The 22,149-nt window shown below is 63.9% G+C and carries 19 protein-coding genes; 5 read left to right on the top strand and 14 right to left on the bottom strand.

The annotated features are described in order from the left end of the window. The first annotated feature begins 43 nt into the window (after positions 1–43). The gene (locus tag F6S87_RS02495) at positions 44–478 is read left to right on the top strand and encodes a permease (protein WP_163227065.1); all 435 of its coding nucleotides are present in this window, start codon (positions 44–46) and stop codon (positions 476–478) included. Positions 479–544: 66 nt separating this feature from the next. Further along, complete coding sequence (locus tag F6S87_RS02490) at positions 545–2,374, top strand: proline--tRNA ligase (RefSeq protein WP_163227064.1); 1,830 nt, start codon at positions 545–547, stop codon at positions 2,372–2,374. Positions 2,375–2,448: 74 nt separating this feature from the next. Here F6S87_RS02490 and F6S87_RS02485 read toward each other — a convergent pair whose 3' ends face one another. Next, positions 2,449–3,108, bottom strand: coding sequence for a single-stranded DNA-binding protein (locus F6S87_RS02485; RefSeq protein WP_163227063.1), 660 nt, complete (start codon positions 3,106–3,108; stop codon positions 2,449–2,451). Positions 3,109–3,458: 350 nt separating this feature from the next. Further along, the gene (locus F6S87_RS02480; RefSeq protein ID WP_163227062.1) at positions 3,459–5,573 is read right to left on the bottom strand and encodes a M13 family metallopeptidase; all 2,115 of its coding nucleotides are present in this window, start codon (positions 5,571–5,573) and stop codon (positions 3,459–3,461) included. Positions 5,574–5,773: 200 nt separating this feature from the next. On the opposite strand from F6S87_RS02480, the gene F6S87_RS02475 reads away from it, so the two are divergent. The 3 genes from F6S87_RS02475 to F6S87_RS02465 all read left to right on the top strand — a co-directional run bounded on the left by F6S87_RS02475 (position 5,774) and on the right by F6S87_RS02465 (position 8,844). Beyond that, a complete protein-coding gene (locus F6S87_RS02475; protein ID WP_163227061.1) occupies positions 5,774–6,412 on the top strand; it encodes an HdeD family acid-resistance protein in 639 nt (212 codons plus the stop codon). A gap of 131 nt (positions 6,413–6,543) precedes the next feature. Further along, a complete protein-coding gene (gene map / locus F6S87_RS02470; protein ID WP_163227060.1) occupies positions 6,544–7,317 on the top strand; it encodes a type I methionyl aminopeptidase in 774 nt (257 codons plus the stop codon). Positions 7,318–7,551: 234 nt separating this feature from the next. Then, the gene (locus F6S87_RS02465) at positions 7,552–8,844 is read left to right on the top strand and encodes a citrate synthase (RefSeq protein WP_163227059.1); all 1,293 of its coding nucleotides are present in this window, start codon (positions 7,552–7,554) and stop codon (positions 8,842–8,844) included. Between the two features lie 127 nt (positions 8,845–8,971). Here the strand turns inward: F6S87_RS02465 and rlmH are convergent, their stop codons facing one another. The 12 genes from rlmH to F6S87_RS02405 all read right to left on the bottom strand — a co-directional run bounded on the left by rlmH (position 8,972) and on the right by F6S87_RS02405 (position 22,111). Continuing rightward, a complete protein-coding gene (rlmH, locus tag F6S87_RS02460) occupies positions 8,972–9,451 on the bottom strand; it encodes a 23S rRNA (pseudouridine(1915)-N(3))-methyltransferase RlmH (RefSeq protein ID WP_163227058.1) in 480 nt (159 codons plus the stop codon). 105 nt (positions 9,452–9,556) lie between these two features. After that, the gene (gene dapD / locus F6S87_RS02455; protein ID WP_163227057.1) at positions 9,557–10,549 is read right to left on the bottom strand and encodes a 2,3,4,5-tetrahydropyridine-2,6-dicarboxylate N-succinyltransferase; all 993 of its coding nucleotides are present in this window, start codon (positions 10,547–10,549) and stop codon (positions 9,557–9,559) included. Positions 10,550–10,767: 218 nt separating this feature from the next. Continuing rightward, the gene (locus F6S87_RS02450) at positions 10,768–12,210 is read right to left on the bottom strand and encodes a tagaturonate reductase (protein WP_163227056.1); all 1,443 of its coding nucleotides are present in this window, start codon (positions 12,208–12,210) and stop codon (positions 10,768–10,770) included. A 45-nt stretch (positions 12,211–12,255) separates the two neighbouring features. Further along, complete coding sequence (gene eda / locus F6S87_RS02445) at positions 12,256–12,921, bottom strand: bifunctional 4-hydroxy-2-oxoglutarate aldolase/2-dehydro-3-deoxy-phosphogluconate aldolase (RefSeq protein WP_163227055.1); 666 nt, start codon at positions 12,919–12,921, stop codon at positions 12,256–12,258. Between the two features lie 59 nt (positions 12,922–12,980). Then, positions 12,981–13,973, bottom strand: a complete 993-nt coding sequence (locus F6S87_RS02440) for a sugar kinase (RefSeq protein ID WP_163227054.1) — start codon at positions 13,971–13,973, stop codon at positions 12,981–12,983. Between the two features lie 215 nt (positions 13,974–14,188). Further along, a complete protein-coding gene (locus tag F6S87_RS02435) occupies positions 14,189–15,784 on the bottom strand; it encodes a UxaA family hydrolase (RefSeq protein ID WP_163227053.1) in 1,596 nt (531 codons plus the stop codon). A gap of 198 nt (positions 15,785–15,982) precedes the next feature. Further along, on the bottom strand, positions 15,983–16,621 hold the full coding sequence (locus tag F6S87_RS02430; RefSeq protein ID WP_163227052.1) for an RpiB/LacA/LacB family sugar-phosphate isomerase: 639 nt from the start codon (positions 16,619–16,621) through the stop codon (positions 15,983–15,985). Positions 16,622–16,758: 137 nt separating this feature from the next. After that, on the bottom strand, positions 16,759–17,565 hold the full coding sequence (locus tag F6S87_RS02425) for a gluconate 5-dehydrogenase (RefSeq protein ID WP_269202060.1): 807 nt from the start codon (positions 17,563–17,565) through the stop codon (positions 16,759–16,761). A 53-nt stretch (positions 17,566–17,618) separates the two neighbouring features. Next, positions 17,619–18,461 carry a sugar phosphate isomerase/epimerase family protein gene (locus F6S87_RS02420; RefSeq protein WP_163227051.1) on the bottom strand — a complete coding sequence of 281 codons (843 nt, stop codon included), beginning with the start codon at positions 18,459–18,461 and terminating at the stop codon, positions 17,619–17,621. Next, positions 18,461–19,681, bottom strand: coding sequence for a glycoside hydrolase family 88/105 protein (locus tag F6S87_RS02415; protein ID WP_163227050.1), 1,221 nt, complete (start codon positions 19,679–19,681; stop codon positions 18,461–18,463). Before F6S87_RS02415 ends, F6S87_RS02420 begins: the two co-directional genes overlap by 1 nt. Positions 19,682–19,840: 159 nt before the next feature. After that, entirely contained in the window at positions 19,841–21,511 is a 1,671-nt protein-coding gene (locus tag F6S87_RS02410; protein WP_163227049.1) for an MFS transporter, read from the bottom strand. Positions 21,512–21,841: 330 nt separating this feature from the next. After that, positions 21,842–22,111 carry a hypothetical protein gene (locus F6S87_RS02405; protein ID WP_163227048.1) on the bottom strand — a complete coding sequence of 90 codons (270 nt, stop codon included), beginning with the start codon at positions 22,109–22,111 and terminating at the stop codon, positions 21,842–21,844. Positions 22,112–22,149: the final 38 nt, after the last annotated feature.

Below are 22,149 nucleotides of genomic sequence, written 5' to 3'. Positions count from 1 at the left end.
TCCCGCCGCGCGCCACCCCGGAACCAAAGCGAGGTCGAGAACGATGCTGAAGTCGTACAAGGGGCTGATTGTCGCCGGGCTGGGCGTGCTGGTGCTGTTCGCCGCGTTCCTGCTATACGGAACGAACGCCAACCCGAACTGGGGCACGATCAAGCTGACCGATATCCTGACGATCATCGGCGGCCTGATGTTCATCATCCCGTTCTATCTGGGATCCGTGCACGCCAAGACGCGTGACGGCGCGCCGAACAACTGGCTGTGGGAAGGCCTGCCGGTCGCCGGCATGGTGCTGGTGTGCGCCGGCATCCTGATCCCGAACTCCGTCGGCGTCTTCTCCGTCATGAGCCTGCCCGACATCATGTATCTCGTCGGCTGCCTGATGATGCTGCCGATCTTCGTCTACCCGATCGGCTCGGTCAACCGCGAGATGCTCGAGGAAGACACGACCGAGATCGTCGACGAGACGACGAGGAAGTAACCGTCGCCGACCTGAGCATTGTCGGGGAAACCGCTTAATTTTGTAGGCATGAGTAAAGCACTTCGCATGTCCACGATGTTCCTGCGCACGCTGCGCGAGGATCCGGCGGACGCAGACGTTGATTCCGCCAAGCTGCTGCAGCGCGCAGGCTACATCCGCAAGGCCGCCCCGGGCATCTGGACCTGGCTGCCGCTGGGCCTGAGCGTCCTGAACAAGATCGAGGCCATTGTCCGCGAGGAAATCGACGGCATTGGCGGCCAGGAAGTCCACTTCCCGGCGCTGCTGCCGCGCGAGCCGTACGAAGCGACCCACCGCTGGGAAGAGTACGGCGACAATATCTTCCGTCTCAAGGACCGTCACCAGGCCGACTACCTGCTCGCGCCGACGCACGAGGAAATGTTCACGCTGCTCGTCAAGGACATGTACTCGTCGTACAAGGACCTGCCGGTCACGCTGTACCAGATCCAGACGAAGTACCGCGACGAATTCCGCCCGCGCGCGGGCCTGATCCGCGGCCGCGAGTTCATCATGAAGGACGCCTACTCGTTCACCGTGGACGAGGAGGGCCTGCGCAAGTGCTACATGGACGAGCGCGGCGCCTACGAGCGCATCTTCCAGCGCCTCGACCTGAAGTACGTGCCGGTCTTCGCGATGTCCGGCCCGATGGGCGGCTCCGCATCCGAGGAATTCCTCGCGCCGATGGCGATCGGCGAGGACACGTTCGCGCTGGCGCCGTCCGGCAAGGCATGGAACGTCGAGGCGCTGAAGACTCCGGAACCGCCGGAGATCGACTACGTGGCGCTCGGCACGCCGGAAGCCTCGAAGAAGGCGACGCCCGACGCCGTGACGATCGAGAACATGGTCGAGCGCGCGAACGCGACGTATCCGCGCACCGACGGCCGCCAGTGGCAGGCCTCCGACATCCTGAAGAACGTCGTCATCGCCGTCAAGCACGCCGAGGACGACGAGCACGACGAACCGTGGCGCGAGCTGATCGTCGTCGGCGTCCCGGGCGACCGCGAAGTCGACATGAAGCGACTGGAAGCCCAGTTCGCGCCGGCCGAGCTCGACGAGGCCACCGAGGAGGAGCTCAAGGCCCATCCGGAACTTGTCCGCGGCTACATCGGCCCGATGGCACTCGGCCCGCAGGCCCGCAAGGAGGGCTTCGTCGCCCCGGCCACCGGTTCGGCTGTCGAGGAGCCGCTGCGCTACTTCGTCGACGCGCACGTCGCTCGCGGCTCCGCGTGGTTCACCGGCGCCGACGAGTTCGAGCAGGACTACTACGACCTCGTCTACGGCCGCGACTTCGAGGCCGACGGCGTCGTCGAGGCCGTCGTCGTGCGCGACGGCGACATGAGCCCGGACGGCTCCGGCCCGCTGTCGTTCGAACGCGGCGTCGAGATCGGCCAGGTGTTCCAGCTCGGCCTCAAGTATTCCGAGGCGCTCGGATTCAAGGTCCTCAACGAGAACGGCAAGGCCGTCCCGGTCTGGATGGGCTCCTACGGCATCGGCGTCTCCCGCGTGCTCGCCTGCATCGCCGAGACGCACCACGACGAGCGCGGCCTGGCCTGGCCGGCGAACATCGCCCCGGCCGGCGTGCACGTCGTCGCCACCGGCAAGGACGCCGCCGCGTTCGAGGCCGCCGAGAAGCTCGTCGCCGAGCTCGAGGCCGACGGCATCGAGGTCATCTACGACGACCGCAAGAAGGTCTCGCCGGGCGTCAAGTTCAAGGACGCCGAACTGATCGGCGTGCCGCTGATCGCCGTCGCCGGTCGCGACACCGTCAACAACGGCACGATCGAGATCCGCAACCGCGACGGTTCCGACAACGAGGCCGTCCCGGCCGAGTCCGCCGCCCGCGTCCTCGCCGACCGTCTCGCCAAGCTGATGGCCTGACGGACGATATTCTCCTGAATGTCACAAACCCGAGCTTCTGGCTCGGGTTTGTGACATCCGGGCATCAACAAGACCTAGAATCTTCCTCCGCCGAATTCTTCCTGCTCATTCTGGGCGGCGTCCTCTTCCTCGGGACTCATCAGTGACCTGCCAGCGGAAGCCGCACTGCCCGGGGGAGCAGGGCTGTCCGCGGGCGGTACGCCGTAGGTCACGGATGAATCGCCCGGGACCGGCCTGACTGGCAGGGCCGGGCTGACTGGGCTGTTGGCCAGCGGAGCGTTCGTCGTCATGCTCTGGTTGTTCTGGTTGTTCGGGATGTTCGGGATGTTCTGTCCGTCGGGCTGCTGGTCGTTTGCCGGCGCCGAGGCGGGCCGGAGTCTCTTGGCTTCCGAGACGTAGAAGTTGAGGTCGTGACCGATGACGGTCGCCTCGATGACGATCCTCGACATTGGTTCGCCGGCCTGCGTCATCCATTCGTCGGTGTTGAGCAGGCCGTGGACGAAGACAGCCTCGCCCTTGTGGATCGACATCATGACGTTCTTGCCGAGCGTGCGGAACGCCTTGACGGTGATCCACGTCGTCGGCATCTTGCACCACTCGCCGTTCCGGCCCATGTACGAGCGCGTGCATCCGAGGCGGAACTGGCAGCCGATGAACTCGCCGTCGCGCTCGAATTTCTGCGGTTCGCCGCCCACCCGCCCGGTGATCGTGACCAGTCCCTGCTGCAACGCCATCCGAAGCTCCCTTCGTCTTCCGCCGGCGCACCGTCGCGCCGGCTCATGGCTCCAGTTTGGGACGATTCGTGCGCGCGGGTCAACTTCGGAAAGTTGGTGTGGACGAATGGGGCGGTTTCCACAGTGAAAAGCGCCCTGGAAGGGAGCTGCCGAGCGGAGCGAGGCTGAGGGTCGACCGCCAATGTCGCCGAAGGCGACGAGCGCGCGCTGGAACGTAAAGAGTCCCGTAGAACTCAATTTCTACGGGACTCTCCGGCTTCCAGCGCGCACGCGCTGCCTCCGGCAGCGACGTGCGGTCGACCCTCAGTCGGCTTCGCCGACAGCTCCCTTCCAGGGCGCTCGGGATAGGGTCACCAGATGTGAACGCGCTCGCCTTCGGCCAGCCACATGCCGTTTTCGGGCTTGACGTCGAAGGCGTGGTAGTAGAGGTCGACGTTCCTCGCGATGCCGTTCGTGCGGCTTTCGGCGGGGGAGTGGGGGTCGATCTGCAGGTATTGCTCGGCCAGCTCGTCGCGGTTCTTCGAACGCCAGATCGAGGCGTACGAGAGGAAGAATCGTTGCAGGCCGGTGAAGCCGTCCATGACCGGCGCCGTCTCCAGCGACGCCTCGATGGCCCGCGGATCGCCGTCGATCGGGCGGCCGGCCGCCTCGTCGAGCGCGAACGCGTAGGCCTTCAGCGCGATGTTGACGCCGGACAGGTCGCCGATGTTCTCGCCGATCGTCAGCGCGCCGTTGACATGCGGCGCCTGGTCGGGCTCGCCGGCGGCCGCGTACTTCTCGGCCAGCTGGACCGGCACGAACTCGTTGTACTGCGCGATCAGCTTCTTTGTCAGCTCCTCGAAGCGGGCGCGGTCTTCCGCCGTCCACCAGTCGTTGAGCTTGCCGTCGCCGTCGTACTGCGAACCCTGGTCGTCGAAGCCGTGGCCGATCTCGTGGCCGATGACGGCGCCGATGCCGCCGTAGTTCGCGGCGTCCTCGGCCTCCGGGTCGAAGAACGGCGGCTGCAGGATGGCGGCCGGAAACACGATGATGTTGAGCGACGGCTCATAGTAGGCGTTGACGGTCTGCGGGTTCATCAGCCACTCGTCCTTGTCGACCGGCTTGCCGACCTTCGACATCTGGTAGCCGAACTCGTAGAGCGAGGCGCCCTCCATGTTCTTCACGAGGCCGTAGTCCTCGGCGACGTCGAGCGCCGTGTAGTCGCGCCAGTGGTCGGTGTAGCCGATCTTCGCGGAGAAGTGGTCGAGCTTGTCAAGGGCGCGCTTCTTCGTCTCGTCGCCGAGCCAGTCGGAGTTGAGGATGGAGACGTGGTAGGCCTCGATCAGGTTGTGGACGAGCTGCTCCATGCGTTCCTTCGACGACTCGGGGAAGTGCAGCCGCACGTACTCGCGGCCGACGTCCTCGCCGCAGATGCCGTTGACGAGCGCCACGCCGCGCTTCCAGCGGTCGCGCTGCTTCTTCGTGCCGGACAGCGTCTTGCCGTAGAACTCGAAGTTGGTCTTGTCGAACTCGCACGACAGCGTGCTCGCCGCGCCGACGATCATGTGGACGCGCGCCCACAGCTTCAGGTCGTCGAGCAGGGCGTCGCGCCAGAAGGCGTCCAGTCCCTCGAGGAACGACGGCTCGTGGACGATCGTGTGCTCGAGCGTGCCGCGCACGTCGACCGGCATGCTCTTCGCGGCCAGCGAACGGTCGTAGGAGCGCTGCGCGGCGGCCGCCCAGCGGACGATGTCGAAGTCGGCCAGCGTCTCGGCCAACGTCGCGAAGTCGTACGGATTGTAGGTCTTCTGCGGATCGCGGGTCGTCACGTTGTCCCAGTGCGACTTCGCGATCGTTGTCTCGATCCCGAGGAAGCGTTCGGCTTCCTGCTTCGCCTCGTCGGCCGACGGGAAGTAGCCGGCGTTCGCGAGCTGAGCGGCGACCATCGCGACGTACTCGCGACGGATCGGCTCGTAGTGATCGTCACGGTAGTAGGCCTCGTCGGGCATGCCGAGGCCGGACTGCTCGAGGTGGACGATGTTGTGGTCGGGATCCTTCGGGTCGCCGTAGATCGCGAAGTCGATGAGGTCGGGGCCGCCGGCCGGCGACAGCTCGCCGAGCACGTCGACGAGGTTGGCCTTCGTCGCGGCGTTGTCGATGAGGTCCAGCGCCGGCCTGATCGGCGTCACGCCGGCCTTGTCGATCGCCTCGACGTCGAGGAACGAACGGTAGATCGCCTTCGACTTCGTTGCGGGCCACGCCGTGGCGGACGAATCGTCCGACTCGAGAATGTCCCTGACCTGGTCCTCGGCGTTCTCGGCGAGCCGGTCGAACGATCCGTAGCGCGGGCGGTCGTCCGGCAGCCGGTACGTGTCGATCCACGGGCCGTTGACGTAACGGAAGAGATCGTCGGCAGGCGAGATCACCGACGAAAAGGACGCCGGATCGATGCCGGCGTTCAGCTGGGAGTTCTGTTCAGTGCTCATGCCTTCCCACTATAGCTTTGCCGACGGGCAGAAACGGCCGTCGGCGGCCGGCCACGTTCGCTGGGCGGCGAACGCTACGCCATTCGTTGCGTATTCGGCAAGACTGGGAGATGGACCATCGTCCCGGGGGAGTCGGGGTCGGCAGTTTCGCGGCCACGATTCCCGCGCCGGACACACTAGCGTTACGAGAAGGAGACGCCATGTCTGACTACGATTTCCACGACAGCAACTACCACGCTGAATACAACCGCCGCCACGGACCGTTCCGCCTTGCCGAGGACATGCTGCCGACCGGCGCGAAGAACGCCGTGCGCGCCGCCTACGGCATCATCGGCGTCGCCGCCGCCATCCTCGGCGTCGCGCTGCTCGTCTGGCCGGGCGCCACGCTGAAGGTCGCCGCCGTCTGCCTCGGCATCTACTTCCTGATCTCCGGCGTCGTCAGGATCGTCAGCTCGATCGTCGAGCTCGGCCTGCCGGCCGGCTGGCGCATCCTCGACATCATCGTCGGCATCCTGCTCATCATCGGCGGCATCGTGGTACTGAAGAACATCACGCTGTCGACCGGCGTTCTCGCCGTCATGTTCACGATGATCGTCGGCATCGGCTGGATCATGGAAGGCATCATGGCGCTGACCGAGTCCTGGAGCATGCCGAGCTCCGGCTGGGCCATCGCCTACGCCGTCATCTCGATCATCGCCGGCTTCGTGCTGCTGTGCATGCCGCTCGCGTCCACCGTCTGGCTCATCATCTTCGGCGGCTGCGCGCTGATCGTCCTCGGCGTCTGCGCCGTCGTCCGCGCGTTCACGTTCGGCCGTCACGGCAACGACTACGTCGACTGACCGGCGTTCGGAGCCGCGAACAGGCGGGCGAATCGTTCCGGTAAATTTTGCCGGAACGATTCGCCCGCCTATTTGTTTGGCTCGGCGACTAACGTAGGTCCCATCACTTCTCCAAGGTGGAAAGACACGCAATGATTGAACTCAAGACTCCGAAGGAAATCGAAGAGATGAAGCCGGCCGGCAAGTTCGTCGGCGGCATCCTGACGGAACTGCGGGAAACGACGAAGGTCGGCACGAACCTGCTCGAGATCGACGAATTCGTCCACAAGAAGATCGTCGACCGCAAGGGCGCGGAATCCTGCTACGTCGACTACGCCCCGGACTTCGGCACCGGCCCGTTCGCCCACTACATCTGCACGTCCGTCAACGACGCCGTCCTGCACGGCGTCCCGTACGACTACACCCTCAAGGACGGCGACCTCGTCAGCCTCGACCTCGCGATCAACGTCGACGGCTGGGTGGCCGACTCCGCCATCAGCTTCGTCGTCGGCAACGCCGATCCTTCCGACCTCGAGATCATCAAGAGCACCGAGGAAGCCCTCGCCGCCGGCATCGAGGCGGCCGTCGCCGGCAACCGCCTCGGCGACATCTCCCACGCCATCGGCGACGTCGCCCGCTCGTACGGCTACCCGGTCAACCTCGAGTTCGGTGGCCACGGCGTCGGCCACATCATGCACGGCGACCCGCACGTCGCCAACGACGGCAAGGCCCACCACGGCTACAAGCTGCGCCCGGGCCTCGTCATCGCCATCGAGCCGTGGTTCATGAAGACGACCGACGAGATCTACCAGGATCCGAAGGACGGCTGGACGCTGCGCTCGCAGGACGGCTCCCGCGGCGCCCACAGCGAGCACACGATCGCGATCACCGAAGACGGCCCGATCATCCTGACGGCCCGCGACTGAAGTCCGAAGCCATGGCTCCCTGGAAGGGAGCTGTCAGCGAAGCTGACTGAGGATCGACCGCCGATGCTGCCGAAGGCAGCGAGAGTGCGCTGGAAACCGACGATGTCCCGTAGAACTCAAGTTCTACGGGACATCTTGCGTTCTAGCTGACGCCTGCCGAATTTGAGACGCAACCCCCCGTGCGCAACATGGCCGCAATAGACTGGGCCGAATTGCGACGAAAGGGAGGTACCGATGGGAAACGCGCAGCTCAACGTCGATTCCGAGGAATTCAAGCTGCCGCTGGTCAAGGCGACGGAAGGCCCCAACGGCATCATGATCTCGGAACTGCGCAACGACCAGTGGGTGACGCTGGACCCCGGCTTCCTGACGACGGCGCAGTGCGAATCGAAGATCACCTACATCGACGGCCAGAATTCCATCCTGCGCTACCGCGGCTACCCGATCGAGCAGCTATGTGACCAGTCGGATTTTCTCGAGGTCGCGTGGCTGCTGCGCCACGGCGAGTTGCCGAGCAGGGAAGAATATGAACGATTCGTCGGAGAAATTAATCACCGGACAATGGTCGGCGAGGACTTCCGCACGCTGATGAGCTCGTTCCCGCACGAAGCGCACCCGATGAGTGTCATGGCGTCGGCCGTCAACGCCCTGGCGACGTTCTATCCCGAGACGACCGACATCGACGATCCCGAACAGCTCGACGAAGCGGCGACGATCATCATGGCGAAGGCCCGCACGATCGTCAGCTACATCCTGCGCCGCCGGCGCGACGAGCCGATGCTCTATCCCGACTACGCGCGCGGCTACGTCGACGATTTCCTGCGCATGTGCTTCGCCGTGCCGTACGAACCGTACGATTCCGACCCGATGTTCGTCCACGCGCTCGGGCGCCTGCTCATCATCCACGCCGACCACGAACAGAACTGCTCGACGTCGGTCGTCCGCATTGCCGGCTCCGCGCATGCCAACCTGTATTCGGCCATCGCCGCCGGCATCAACGCGCTGTCCGGACCGCTGCACGGTGGCGCGAACGAGGCGGCGCTGCGACAGCTGCGCGAGATCCAGGAATCCGGCCTGTCGGTGCGCGAGTTCGTCGAGAAAGCGAAGAAGGAAGGCCGCCGCATCTCCGGTCTCGGCCACCGCGTCTACAAGTCGTACGATCCGCGCGCCGCGATCGCCAAGCAGTGCCTGCAGCTCGTCATGACGCGCAAGGACTCGATCAAGCTGACCGACGAGGAAGTCGGGCTGTTCGACGTCGCGATGGAACTCGAAGACATCGCATTGAACGACGACTATTTCATCTCGCGGCACCTGTACCCGAACGTCGACTTCTACACGGGCCTGGTGTACCGCGCCATCGGCTTCGGACCGTCGATGTTCACGACGCTGTTCGCGCTGGGCCGCATCCCGGGATGGATTGCCCAGTACCGCGAGATGCTCGACGACCCGATGACGAAGATCGGCCGGCCCCGCCAGGTCTACACCGGCCCCGAGCAGCGCGACTACATCCCGCTCGACGAGCGGTAGTCACACTCCCTCTTCAGAGGGAGTCGGTGAGCGCGTAGCGCGAACCGGTGGGAGTTCCCGGCCGGTCACGAACTCCCACCAAAAATCGCTCCGCGATTTTTGACTCCCTCCAAGGAGGGAGTGGGACTTACTTGTGGTAGGGCTCGCCGGCGTTGATCTTGTAGGCGCGGTAGATCTGCTCGAGCAGGATGACGCGCATCAGCTGGTGCGGGAACGTCATCTTCGAGAAGCTCAGCAGCATGTCGGCACGCTTGAGGACGCGCGGATCGAGGCCGAGCGAACCGCCGATCACCATCGCGATGTGGCTGGTGCCATGCAGGCCGAGCTGGTCGATCTTCGCGGCCAGCTCCTCGCTCGACAGCTGCTTGCCCTCGATGGCCAGCGCGATGACGTAGTCGTCGTCGCGCAGGTGCCTGAGGATGCGCTCGCCTTCGCGCTCCTTGATCTGTAGTTCCTCGTTCGCGCTCGCCTTGTCCGGCGTCTTCTCGTCCGGCACCTCGACGATCTCGAGCTTGCAGTAGCGGGAGAGTCGCTTCGAATACTCCGCGATGGCGTCCCGCAAATACTTTTCCTTGACCTTGCCGACAGTGACGAGCGTAATCTTCATGGCTCCATCGTCGCCGCCGGCGGGGACGACGTCCCTGTTGGTGTCACAAACCCGAGCTGCCAGCTTGGGTTTGTGACACCAACAGGGAGGGGATCGGAATTCGCCTCAGTTCTTGTGGAGCGAATCGTTCAGCGCAATGCCGACCTTGCGGTAGCGGGCCTCGATGGCGCCGGTGACGGAATTGCGGATGAACAGGATGTTGTCCTTGCCGGACAGGTCGGCGCCCTTGACGACGTCAAGCGGCTCGCCGGCGGCGACCTTCGCCTTGTCGTAGATCGTCACCTTCGTGCCGGCGGTGACGTACAGGCCGGCCTCGACGACGCAGTTGTCGCCGAGCGAGATACCGATGCCGGCGTTCGCGCCCAGCAGCGAATGCTCGCCGATCGAGTTCTTCAGCTTGCCGCCGCCCGAGAGCGTGCCCATGATCGACGCGCCGCCGCCGACGTCGGAGCCGTTGCCGACCGTCACGCCCTGCGAGACGCGGCCCTCGATCATGCAGGTGCCGAGCGTGCCGGCGTTGAAGTTGACGAAGCCGGCGTGCATGACCGTCGTGCCGGAGGAGAGGTAGGCGCCGAGGCGCACCTGATCGGCGTTGGCGATGCGCACGCCGGTCGGGACGACGTAGTCGAGCATGCGCGGGAACTTGTCGATCGACAGCACGTTCACGTCCGTCGTCATCGGCGGGAACTGGCTCGTCGCGTTGCCGGCCATGACATCGAGCTTGCGCAGCGCGAAGTCGTCGACGGCGAACGGACCGTAGTTCGTCCAGACGACGTTGTTCAGCGCGGCGAAGATGCCGTCGAGGTTCAGCGTGTTCGGCTTGGCCAGGCGCATGCTCATCAGGTGCAGGCGCAGGTAGGCGTCGGCGGCGTCGACGATCGGCCCGTCGACGTGCGAGACGGTGAAGACCGGCACGCGCTTGACGCCGCGCAGGTCCGGGCCGTCGTGCACGAGCGCGCCGAAGTTGTGGTTCGGCCGGTCGCTCTCCGCCGGCGGCTCGCCGAGCGTCAGCTCCGGATACCAGACATCCAGCGTGTTGCCGGCGGCATCCACGCTCGCCAGTCCCCATCCCCATGCCTGCCTGTTCTGTTCAGTCATCGGAGTCTCCTTATTTGCGACGATTTGGTACGATTCCCACCTTACTGACCACCCCCGTCCGCTGCATCCCCTTTTCCACGTCTCCATCCTGAGGGGCGATCACGGAATTATGACATGGAAAAGAAGCCGGAATGATAAGGAAAACCCGCGGGCCGGCGAGGTGAGTCGGTGACCGCGGGTCTTCAGGAGAAGGAAAGAAATGGAAGGAGAAAAGATCGTTACGCTAGGCTCACCTCCAGTTCCGGAAGGCGACCGTCGACGATTGCAAGGACATCGTCAACGACAAGGTCGGCGAAGCCGTCAAGCTTCGTGAGATCCTCTCCCCAAAGCGTGCTGTCGGCGAGGACCGCGCGAATTGACTCCGGATCGGTGGTAACGGCCGCGAGCCGTTCGGTGACGGACGGCATGTCGGTGACAGTGACGTCGGCGCCGGTAAGGTTGGCATAGCTGACGATCAGCGCGGCGAGCGCGAGCGCGATGCGACGGGGAACGGGGCGTCCCTGTTCGGCGTTTTTGTGGACGATCGGCAGCAGGCGTGCCGTGAACTTGGAGACCGAGTTGAGTGCGATCGAGTCGAGTTCGTGGCGCACGAACGGATTGGCGAAGCGTTCAAGGACGGCGGCGGCGAATTGGTCGAGTTCGTCCTTTGGCAGGTTGATGACCGGGATGATTTCCTCGTCCATCTCGCGTTCGATGAAGCAGCGCATTGCCGGATCATCGATGACTTGGCCGACGGTCTCGAAGCCGAGCAGCCGGGCGACGAGGGCCATCGTCGTGTGTGGGCCGTTGAGCAGGAAGACCTTGCGCTCGCGGTATGGCTGGACGTCGCCGGTGACGACGATGTCCATGTCGACGGCGTCGGTCGGCAAGATCTCGCGCAACGTGCGGCGGACTTCCTCGTCGCCGCCGAGGACCCACAGGCCGAATGGCTCGGCCTTGACAAGGCTCGTGTCGCGGTAGCCGAGTTCATTGCACAGTTCGTCGGCGCGGTCGGCGGGATAACCGGGCACGATCCTGTCGACGAGCGTGGTGGCGAAGACATTGTCGCGGCGAAGCCAGTCGATGAAGTCCTGGTCGTAGCCGAACTTGTCGGCGGTGGCGATGAGGCATTCCTCGAGATGCGTGCCGTTGTCCTCGATGAGTTCACAGGGAATGATCAGCAGGCCAGGTAGGTTCTTGTCGTAGCGGCGCTTGAGCAGCATGAGCAGCTTGGCGGGATAGCTGTCTGGCGGGCAGGCGTCGGGGCTGTCGGCGTCGCTGGTCGCGATGCCCGCTTCGGTGGTGTTCGAGACGATGACCTTGAGGTCGGGGTTGTCGGCGAGGGCCAGATAGGCCTCCCAGTCGTCGTACGGGTTGACGGTCGTGGCGACCGAGTCGATCAGGTCGTGACGCTGGACTGGCCGGCCGTCCTTGAGGCCCTCGAGGATGACGGTGTAGAGGTCATCCTGGGCATCGAGGTCGGCGACGCGTCCCTTCGGCAGCGGCTGGACGATGGCAATGTTGCCGTCGAAGTCGCCGTGGTCGTTCATTTGCTGGATGGACCAGTCGACGAAGGCTCGCAGGAAGTTGCCCTCGCCGAACTGGACGACGCGGATCGGCCGCTGCCTGTCGGCGACGATGCGGTCGTGCTCCGGTGCAGTCGCGATGGTGAGTTGCTCCATGGTGATGGTTGACTCCGTTTCTTGTTCGTGCGGATGGACTGGTGATCAGGCGGCGATCGTCATTGTCGTGGAGGCGATCTGGCGGGCGCGGCGGCAGGCCTCGGCAATCGCGTCCCAGTCGCCGGCGTGCTGTGCGGCGGCGGGTACCGGGAAGGAGCCGCCGATCGCGAAGACATTCTTGAGGGCCGCGTAGTCGGCCGCGTTGCGTTCGTTGACGCCGCCGGTCGGCAGGAACTTCATGTCGGCGAACGGCCCACCGAGCGCCTTGAGCGTCTTGACGCCGCCGTAGGCCTCGGCCGGGAAGAACTTGACGTAGCGCAGGCCGTGATCGTAGGCGCGTTCGACATCGGACGGGCAGGCGGTGCCGGGCACGATCGGAACGTGATGGTCAATGGCCCAGTCGACGACGGCTTCGTCAAAGCTCGGCGTGACAAGGCCAGCGCAGCCGGCCTCGATGGCCTCGCGGGCCTGGTCGACAGTGTGCACGGTGCCGGCGAGCAGCGTGACGCCCGGCACTTCCTCGTGGATGCGGCGCATGCCCTCGACAGCGCAAGCCGAACGGAACGTCACCTCGGCGACCGGCAGGCCGCCGCGTTCAAGGGCGTGCGCCAACGGCACGGCTTCCTCGACGCTGTTGAGCGTGACAAGCGGGACGACGCCGAGCGAGCCGAGGTAGTTGGTCAGTTCCGTTGCGTTGGCGAATGAGTTCATCGGTGATTCTCCTTTGATCGTGATGAGCGTGAATTGAAGTGTTGGTATCGGGGCGGGCGTCAGGCGCGCAGTTCCATGTCGATGCCCTGCTGGGCGAGGCGGAACTCCGCGAGCTGGGTGCGGTTGGGCAGTCCTTCGTTGTCGGAGACGTGCTGCGTCTGGATAGCGCCGAGCATGCAGCCGCGGTAGGTTGCTTCCTCGATGTCGAGTCCCTCGAGCAGCGCGGACAGCACGCCGGCGGCGAAGCCGTCGCCACAGCCGACCGTGTCGACGACATGGTCGACATGGCAGCCTGGCACGTAGATGTGCTGAGCGCCGTCGGTAGCGTAGGCGCCCCGCGGACCGTCCTTGACAATGACGCATCCGGCACCGTTGTCAAGGAAGGCGCGGGCCGTGTCCTCGAGGCTCGTCGTGCCGAACAACACTTCGCCCTCGTGGATGCCGGGCAGGATCAGGTCACAGCGTGATGCGATCCTGCGCAGCACGCTGCGCATTGTCTTCTCGTTGGGCCACAGCGTCGGCCGCAGGTTCGGGTCGAAACTGACGAACATGTCGCGGGCGTGGGCCCGGTCGAGCAGTGCGAACGTGGCCTCCTGACAGGAAGCGGACAATGGCGGAAGGATTCCTGTCAGGTGCAGCGTCGTCACGCCGGTCAGGTCGATGCGGCGCACGTCGTCGGCGCCGAGCGTGCTGGCGGCCGAATGGCGGCGGAAGTAGTAGGTCTGCGGGTCGCCCTGATGCACGCGCGTCTTCATCATGAAGCCGGTGCTCGTTCCCGGACAGGTCGTCACGAGCGAAGTGTCGAGGCCATTCGCCGTCATGAAATGAACAATGCGTTCGCCGATCGGGTCGTCTCCGAGTTTCGCCAGGTAGAGCGGGTCGTGTCCGAGACGCTTGAGCCCGATCGCCACGTTGAGTTCGGCGCCGGCAACCGAGGCGTCGAACGTGTCCACCTCGCTGCAGGCGCCTTCGCTGTCCGCCGTGAACAGGCCCATCGGTTCGCCGGCCAGCAGCACCTTGCCCGGCCGGACGTGTTCTAGCGTAAAAGTCATGTGATGTCGTTCCTTAGTTTCGAGCCATAGTGTCGAGACAATGCACGGCAATCGCCGTGCGGCAGGGGGAGGGACCGCGCCTTTACAGGTCCATCCCGAACGTCGATGTTCAGCGTACGCGGCCGATGCCGATCCGTTGCAAGCTGTTGCCAACGGTTGCAGCAGATCGGAGCAAATGTTGCATGACTGCCGTCACCGACCCCTGAACCGCCGTTCTATTCGGTCGGACCGTCCTTGAAGATCGCGATCGCCTGCATCGCGTTGCGTTCGTTGGAGGCCTGCTCGCCGTTGACGACGCGCAATACGAGGTCGCGGAAATCGCGGTCGACATCGTCGGCCGACTCGTCGAGCAGGCGGCCGGCGTCGAAGTCGATCCAGCGATGTTTTTTCGCGGCGAGCGCCGAGTTCGTCGCGATCTTGACGGTCGGCACGAAGCAGCCGAACGGGGTGCCGCGGCCCGTCGTGAACAGGATCAGGTTGCAGCCGGCCGCCGCCTTGGCCGTCGTGGACACGAGGTCGTTACCCGGCGTCTGCATCAGCTGAAAGCCGTTGCGCCGGATGCGCTCGCCGTAGTGCAGCACGTCCTCGACCTCGCAGTGGCCGCCCTTGCGGATGCAGCCAAGCGACTTGTCCTCGAGCGTCGTGATGCCACCGGCCTTGTTGCCGGGAGAGGGGTTGTCGGAGATGACCTCGCCATATTTGCGGAAAAATCCCTTGAAATTGTTGATCAGGTCGACGATGTCGCCGAAGACCTCCTCGTCACGGGCCTGTCCCATCAGCACCGTCTCGGCGCCGAACATTTCCGGAACCTCGCTCATGACAACGGTGCCACCCTGGGAAACAAGCCATTCGGCGAATCGGCCGACCATTGGATTGGCGGTGATGCCACTCATGCCGTCGGAGCCGCCGCATTCGACGGCTACCCTCAGCTCGCTTATCGGCACGTCGACGCGTTTGTCGCCGGCGGCGGCCTCGTTGAGCTCCTCGAGCAGGTCGGCGGCGGCGTCGAGTTCGTCGTCCTCATCCTGGCAGATCAGGAAGCGCACGCGGTCGGGATCGTAGTTGTCCAGCTTCGCCTGCATCAGTGCCATCTGGTTGTTTTCGCAGCCAAGGCCAACGAGCAGTACGCCGCCGGCGTTCGGATGCTGCACGATGTTGCGCAGCAGGTTCTGTGTCCATTCGAGGTCGCCGCCGAGTTGCGAGCAGCCATAGGGATGCGTGGTGACCACGACGGAGTCGAAGTTGCCGGCACCACCGTGGCGTGCGCGGAACATGCGGGCGATGTGTTCGGCGATGCCGTTGATGCAGCCAACGGTCGGCACGATGTACAGGTCGTTGCGGATGCCGACGAGACCGGTCCTGCGCCGGTACCCGCGGAACGTCGTCGTCGGCGAGCCAGGCTTGACGGTGCTGTCGACGGGTTCGTAGCGGTATTCAAGGTTGGGACCGAGGTTCGTCGCGATATTATGCGTGTGCACCCACGATCCGCGCGGAATATCGATGGTAGCGTGGCCGATTGCGAAGCCGTACTTGACAACATCGGTGCCGGCGGGAATGTCGGTCAGCGCGATCTTGTGGCCGCGCGGAACATCCTCGATGACGTCGAGGACGCCGTGGCCGTCGACACGGACCTGTTCGCCGGCCCTGATCGGCCGGGTTGCCACGGCGACCATGTCGCCGGCGTCGAGCAGGATCGTGTCGCGTCCGGCATCCGCCGGCAGGTCGTCAAGATAGTCATGACTGCGTGCGCCGTCATTGCCGCACGTGGGAAGAAAACCTGCGGAGCAGGCATGAATCGTCGTTGTGTTCATGCCCTTCATGCTAGGAAACAGGCGGCTTGGTGACCCGGTTTGTTGCCACCGGTTTCAGTCGGAATGGTTCGTGCGTTGCACGGCGCAATATAAGCGCCGGCGGCGGCGACTTGTGTTTGTAGCACAGACCACCGCCGCCGGCGACGGGAAGGAGGAAAAGGAAACGGGATTGACTGATAATCGACAATCCCGGTGCGGTCAGCCGAGCAGCGAGAGGACGTAGTCCTTCACGTCACCGTCGTGGGCGTGGTCCTCGAACAACTCGCGGAAATGCTCGCCAGCGAATGCGCCACGCACGAGATCCGGATCAAGATCGCGGTAGATGTCGACGAGCGGGCGGTACGCTGCCGCGCGGACGGCGTCAAGGATCTTCTTGTTGGCCTGCTCGGGCTCGCGACGTTCCTTCGGATAGCCATTGCCGGACGGATCGGCCCACAGTTTCTCAAACAGGTACTCGAGGTTGAGTTCCTGTCCCCATCCGTTCTTCAGTGCGAACGGGATGGCGACGGCGTTGCCATCGTTGATCTGCGCGAACGTGTAGGCGTCGAGCGCGTCTTCGACATGGCCGCAGATGACGCCCGGGAAGCTATTGAGCGCGAGCATGGCGCCCTCGCCGGTGCCGCAGCCGGTGACGACAAAGTCGGCGGCACCGGAGTTGAGCAGTGCAGCCGCCAGGATGCCATTCTGTACGTAGGTCAGCTGTGCCTCGTCGGAGGACGAGTACATGCCGTAGTCGTCGACGTCGAAACCGTGGATGTCGGCGACCTTCTTCAGCGCGCTCAGGATCATCGCGTTCTTGTCGGCCTGGGAATTCTCGTTGATCAGCGCAATGCGCATGGGATGATGCTCCTTGATGGGTTGGGATGCCGGAGCCCAGAGACCAAGAGCGGAACTCCGGCACGAAAAACAATGGGTGAATGGATAGAATCGATCGGTCGGGGAGCCATGCGGGTGTTGCTCCCCGACCTTCACGCTCACTGAGGCTGCTTGCCGAGGTAGGCGAGGATGCCGCCGTCGACGTACAGCACGTGACCGTTGACGAAGTTCGATGCGTCGGAGGCGAGGAAGACGGCCGGTCCCTGCAGGTCCTCGGTGGAGCCCCAGCGAGCCGCCGGCGTCTTGGCGATAATGAACTGGTCGAACGGATGGCGCGAGCCGTCGGGCTGCTTTTCGCGCAGCGGGGCCGTCTGCGGCGTGGCGATGTAGCCCGGTCCAATCGCGTTGCACTGGATGTTGGCCTCGCCGAACTCGGAGCAGATGTTGCGCGTGAGCATCTTCAGGCCACCCTTCGCGGCAGCATAGGCGGAGACGGTCTCGCGGCCGAGCTCGCTCATCATCGAGCACAGGTTGATGATCTTGCCGTGGCCCTTCTTGATCATGCCGGGAATGACGGCGCGGGAAACGATGAACGGGCCGTTGAGGTCGACGTCGATGACCTTGCGGAAATCCTCGACGCTCATGTCGAGCATCGGGATGCGCTTGATGATGCCAGCGTTGTTCACGAGAATGTCGATCGTGCCGAGATCCTGCTCGATCTTCGCGACGAGATCGGCAACCTGCTGCTCGTCGGTCACGTCCGCGACGTAACCGTGCGCCTTAATGCCGACCTCGCGATAGGCGGACAAGCCGCGGTCGACGAGCTCCTGGTTGATGTCGTTGAACGCGATCTTCGCGCCGGCGGCAGCATAAGCCGAGGCGATCGCGAAACCGATGCCGTAGGATGCGCCGGTGACGAGGGCGACCTTGCCTTCGAGGGAGAAGGAATTCATGTTGAAAGCCATGAGAATGGCTCCTTTCTTGTTCTCTTGCTTGGGGATTGAAGTGGTTGGAAAAACTAGAGGCTTCGGTAGCGGCGGATGGCCTGTCCTATGCGCTCGCCGTGCGTGCGTTCGGTGAGGACGGGCAGGAAGGGCCGGTGACGTTCGGCCGTGCGCAGCACGGCCTCGACATTCATGACGCCATCGCCCAGATCGACCATCTCGAGCTCTTCGGTACCGTCCTGCGGACGAAAGTCCTTGAGATGCATCGCGCAGATGCGCTCGCCGAAGCGGTCGAACGCCTGCTCGACAAGTTCGGGTTCATCCTGCCAGTTGGAGCCGTCGATCAGGACGGCCGGATCGAACACGATGCAGACCCATTCGCTGTCGACGTCCTCGAGCAGCCGCTCGACGGTGTCGAGATCGTGGATTGGATGGTTGCGGCCCGGCTCGATGCCGACGTAGGTGCGGTAGCGTTCGCCGGCCCCGGCCAGCCTGCGGACCGATTCGACGACACGGCGGTAGGCGTCCTCGGTGAAGTTGTCGGTCGTGTAGCCGTCGGCCGGCTCGTGCATTGAACCGGTTTCGCTGGCCACGATCGGCGCTCCGAAAAAGCGGGCGATCGACAGGTAGGATTCGAACTTCGACAGGATCGCGTCGCGGGACGCCGGATCTGGATGAATCAGGTTGGCGTAGCAGCTGAGCACGGCAATGTCGATGCCGCGCTCAGCCAGCGTACGTCGCATATGCTGGCCGTAGCCGGGAGAGAGGTTGGCACCCTCGGCCGGCAGCGACGGGAACAGCTTGCATGGTGCGAACTGCACGGTCTCGACGTCCTGATCGGCCAGGGCAGCCGCGAGACTTTCCGGCGTCCTGTCGAAATCGACGTCGTGGGCGCGCGCTCCAAAGACGAGGTTCATTACCGTTGCGCCTCCCCGCGTCCGTTGCGGACGACCGGCTGGCCGTTGGCGCCGACGAGTCCGTCCATGTCGGCGGCAGCTTGCTGCTGGTCATGGCGGATCGTCTCGATGTAGGCGAGGATGAGCGGGGCGACACCCTTGGCGTCGTTGCGTACCTTCGGCTCGCGCATGTAGTAGTCGAACGTGCCCTCGCGGTGGTCGGTGTTGCCCAGGCCTGCGACGAGACAGATGTTGTCGAGCAGCAGCTTGCCGTCCTGCTCGTTGAGGTTGAGGTCGCAGATACCCTGGAAGGCCTTGTGGCCGTAGTCGTAGTAGTGCTCGTCGAGCACACCGAGGCGGGCGCCCTTCATGATGGCGTTGGCGAAGATCGCCGAACCCGATGTCTCGAGGTAGTTCGGGGCGATACGTCCGAGGTTGATGACCTGATACCACATGCCGGTGTCGGCGTCCTGATAGGGCAGCATCGCGTCGATGAGCTCCTGGAACATGCGGCGCAGCGTGTCCTTTTCCTCGCTCATGTTCGCTGGCATCAGCTCCCAGGTGTCGATGAGCGCCATCGCGAACCAGCCTTCGGCGCGCAGCCAGAAGTTGTTGGACAGGCCGGTGACCGGATCACACCAGAAATCCTTGCGGGACGAATCATAGGCGTGGTAATACAGGCCGTTGCGACTGTTACGCATCAGCTCGCGCACGACCTGGAACTGGTGAAAGCTGTCGGAGCAGGCATGGCCGTCGCGGAATGTCAGTTCATACTGCATGTAGAACGGCTGGGCCATGTACAGACCGTCCAGCCACACCTGATGCGGATAGATAAGCTTGTGCCAGAAGTTGCCCTCCTTCGTGCGGGGCTGTTCCTGCAGCTGGCCGTAGATCGTGTCCATGGCCTTGCGGTACTTTCGCTTGCCGGTGATCTCGTAGAGACGGTACAGCGTCTTGCCGGCATTGACGTTGTCGAGGTTGTATTCCTTCGGGTCGTAGTACTTGATCGTGCCGTCGTCAAGGACAAAGTGGTCGATGAAACGGTCGGCGAAGTCGAGGTAGACGTCCTTGCCGGTGATGCCGTAGAGCTCGATGAGGGCCTTGATCATGCAGCCGTCGATGTAATTCCAGGTATTGGTGCTGCCGGCGCGGCTTTTCTCGATGTTCCACGCGGGATTTTCCGGCGTGCTGTCATCGATGAGTTGCTGAATGTACGTGTTGAGGATGCGGGAGCTTCCCATGTGCCGTACCGTCCTTACGAATGATCTGTGGTTGGGTGGTGAGTGTTGTGATGGATGGAGTCTGGTGGACATGACACGGGCCGGAACCGGCGCGGACCATCCGGTCCGCATCATGTCATCGTGAGAGTCGTGCCGCCGGGAGAATCCCGGCGACGGCGATCAGGCAGCCTTGCCGAGGTCGGTTTCGGCTCCGAAGTCGAGCTGGCGGCGTGCCGGCATTTCGGCGCGGATGACAGCCAGTTCTTCCGGCGTGTGGTAGCCGATCGTGTTGTGGCCGAAGCACAGTTCGTACTGCACGCCCGAAAGCTGCTCGCAGACGTGCTTGACTTCCGGATCGACGTCTTCCATGCGGCCGCCCTCGCGGACGCGCTTGGCCTCGGCGAGCGCGATGTCGTCGCTCTTCTTGTCGAGCTTCATCATCTTGGCGCTGAGCATGCCGAGCAGCGACAGGCCGCCGACACCGACGAGCATGACGATCAGGATAGCGTTGCGCACGGCAACAGGCTGGTCGGCGGCGGCCACCTGGTGGCTGGACGTCGACTCGATGAAGCCGGCGGCGCTCATGGCCATGCCGAGGATGGCGACGACAGCCGAGTTCATCAGCTTGCCGCACAGGTGCATGGCGGCCGAGAAGTTGCCTTCGCGGCGGCGCCCGGTGACGATCTCGTCGACGTCGGCGACGAACAGGTAGGTCTGCCACGGAATGTAGTAGACGGCGCCGGTGCCCAGGCCGAAGACGGCGACGATAGCGGTGATCGCGACCATGCCGGCGGTGCTGGCGGCGTTGAGGTGGGCAAAGCCGCAGATAACGTAGGCGACGACGCAGGTGACGATAACGCCTTCGGCAATCATGTACGGCTTGCGGAAGCCGATCTTGGCGACCAGGAACATGACGGCGAGGGTGGAGACGGCCTGCAGGATCGAGTTCATCGACGACCACCACGAGGCGTTGGCTTTCTGCAGCAGCAGGACGTAGACGACGTAGTAGGAGAACGCGGAAGTGAAGAGCCATTCGGCGCCGAAGCCGAATAGGTACATGCCCAGCAGGTGGCGGAACGTGCGGATGCGCAGCGTCGAGTACAGGTCGACGAACATCTTCTTGATGGCCTGGCCGGTGCTGCCGACCTTCTCCATCGTCGTCTCGTCGACCGGACGTTCCCAGGTCGTCAGGTAGACGAAGAGCATGGAGCCGCCCATCAGCACGCCGAATACGCAGCCCATGATGAAGAACGCCTTCGGGTTGGATTCGCCGTAGATCGTGAAGAAGACGCCCGGCAGGGCGGCGGTCAGGAAGTTGGCCCCCTTGCCTACAAGGGAACGCAGGCCGGACAGGTAAGTGCGCTCGCTGAAGTCGGAGGTCATTTCGGCCGGCAGGGCGTCGTACGGGATCATCACCATCGTGTACATCAGGTTGTAGGCGAGGTAGACGCAGAAGTAGTACCAGAAGCCGTGGTTGACGACGATCCACATCAGCGGGTTGAGCACGCCGAGGACCGGGACGGCCAGCAGGATGAAGAAGCGGCGGCGGCCGAGCTTGCGGCCAACGCGCGTGTTGTTGAACGAATCCGAAATGAAGCCGGCCAGCGGGTTCATCACCATGTCGGCGATCAGCGTGAACGAGTAGATGAACGTGGCCTGCGCCATTGTCAGGCCGCAGTAGGTGACGTAGAAGATCGTCAACCATGCGCCCGAGATGGCCAGTGCGCCCGATCCAACGAGGTTTCCGGAACCGTAACCGATCCTGTTGATCAGCCTGATCTTGCGGTGCTTGTTCGCTGAGGGCGGAGCCGCGGGTTCTGGTGACGCCGGAGTCTGCGTTACTGTGGTCATGAATACTCCTTTGTATTGGTGGTTGGTGCTGGAGGCGGACAGGCCTCCGGTCCATGCCGGAACCGGTGGGCAGAAACGGCGGGGATGCCGTATTCGGTCCGTGAACACCGGCCAGATCGCTTCGTCGCGACTGTCCGGTCTTCCGGCAATCCGTGTGATGCATGGAGATTTCGCGAGTCACCCTGGAAAAGGGAGCTTGCTATTGGCGTCGCCGTCACCTTCGATATCGGCGACGCCACATTTTTCTTTTTGTTCTATGTTGATCGATGGTCCCGGAAACACGACCGGCCGGTATGCCGGCGGCCGGTCGTGTTTCCGGACAGTCAGGGGTCAGGCGGCGATCGCCGTTCGGTAGGTCGCGCGCTCGGCCGGCAGCGTGACGGTCGTGTCCTGATAGGAGCTGAAGTCCTCATGCTGGACGGCGAGCGAGACGGTGCGTCCGGGAAGGAAGCCATCGACGTACGTCTCCACCGTGTTCGTCGTGCGCACGAGGATATCGTTGACGTAGATCTGCCATGGCTGTTTGGTATGGAAGATTCCGCCGTCGTTGATATGCACCACGATGCCGCGCGGGCCAATCCATGCAATAGAGAGTTCCATGATGCCTTCCTTTCCTTCGTTGGAAAATCGTTCCGGAG

Source organism: Bifidobacterium choloepi, from assembly GCF_010667615.1.
GTDB lineage: Bacteria > Actinomycetota > Actinomycetes > Actinomycetales > Bifidobacteriaceae > Bifidobacterium > Bifidobacterium choloepi.
Note: the sequence above shows the minus strand (reverse complement) of the source record. Positions and strands in the feature narration are given on the sequence as shown.

Bases quoted from the DNA above. Each gene is read 5' to 3' on its own strand.
- F6S87_RS02425 (WP_269202060.1), bottom strand. From the start codon at position 17,565: ATGGCTTTCAACATGAATTCCTTCTCCCTCGAAGGCAAGGTCGCCCTC.
- F6S87_RS02430 (WP_163227052.1), bottom strand. From the start codon at position 16,621: ATGCGCATTGCGCTGATCAACGAGAATTCCCAGGCCGACAAGAACGCG.
- F6S87_RS02480 (WP_163227062.1), bottom strand. From the start codon at position 5,573: ATGAGCACTGAACAGAACTCCCAGCTGAACGCCGGCATCGATCCGGCG.
- F6S87_RS02440 (WP_163227054.1), bottom strand. From the start codon at position 13,973: ATGACTTTTACGCTAGAACACGTCCGGCCGGGCAAGGTGCTGCTGGCC.
- F6S87_RS02465 (WP_163227059.1), top strand. From the start codon at position 7,552: ATGGGAAACGCGCAGCTCAACGTCGATTCCGAGGAATTCAAGCTGCCG.
- F6S87_RS02410 (WP_163227049.1), bottom strand. From the start codon at position 21,511: ATGACCACAGTAACGCAGACTCCGGCGTCACCAGAACCCGCGGCTCCG.
- F6S87_RS02405 (WP_163227048.1), bottom strand. From the start codon at position 22,111: ATGGAACTCTCTATTGCATGGATTGGCCCGCGCGGCATCGTGGTGCAT.
- rlmH (WP_163227058.1), bottom strand. From the start codon at position 9,451: ATGAAGATTACGCTCGTCACTGTCGGCAAGGTCAAGGAAAAGTATTTG.
- F6S87_RS02435 (WP_163227053.1), bottom strand. From the start codon at position 15,784: ATGAACACAACGACGATTCATGCCTGCTCCGCAGGTTTTCTTCCCACG.
- F6S87_RS02485 (WP_163227063.1), bottom strand. From the start codon at position 3,108: ATGGCGTTGCAGCAGGGACTGGTCACGATCACCGGGCGGGTGGGCGGC.
- map (WP_163227060.1), top strand. From the start codon at position 6,544: ATGATTGAACTCAAGACTCCGAAGGAAATCGAAGAGATGAAGCCGGCC.
- F6S87_RS02415 (WP_163227050.1), bottom strand. From the start codon at position 19,681: ATGGGAAGCTCCCGCATCCTCAACACGTACATTCAGCAACTCATCGAT.
- eda (WP_163227055.1), bottom strand. From the start codon at position 12,921: ATGAACTCATTCGCCAACGCAACGGAACTGACCAACTACCTCGGCTCG.
- F6S87_RS02495 (WP_163227065.1), top strand. From the start codon at position 44: ATGCTGAAGTCGTACAAGGGGCTGATTGTCGCCGGGCTGGGCGTGCTG.
- F6S87_RS02475 (WP_163227061.1), top strand. From the start codon at position 5,774: ATGTCTGACTACGATTTCCACGACAGCAACTACCACGCTGAATACAAC.
- F6S87_RS02420 (WP_163227051.1), bottom strand. From the start codon at position 18,461: ATGAACCTCGTCTTTGGAGCGCGCGCCCACGACGTCGATTTCGACAGG.
- F6S87_RS02490 (WP_163227064.1), top strand. From the start codon at position 545: ATGTCCACGATGTTCCTGCGCACGCTGCGCGAGGATCCGGCGGACGCA.
- F6S87_RS02450 (WP_163227056.1), bottom strand. From the start codon at position 12,210: ATGGAGCAACTCACCATCGCGACTGCACCGGAGCACGACCGCATCGTC.
- dapD (WP_163227057.1), bottom strand. From the start codon at position 10,549: ATGACTGAACAGAACAGGCAGGCATGGGGATGGGGACTGGCGAGCGTG.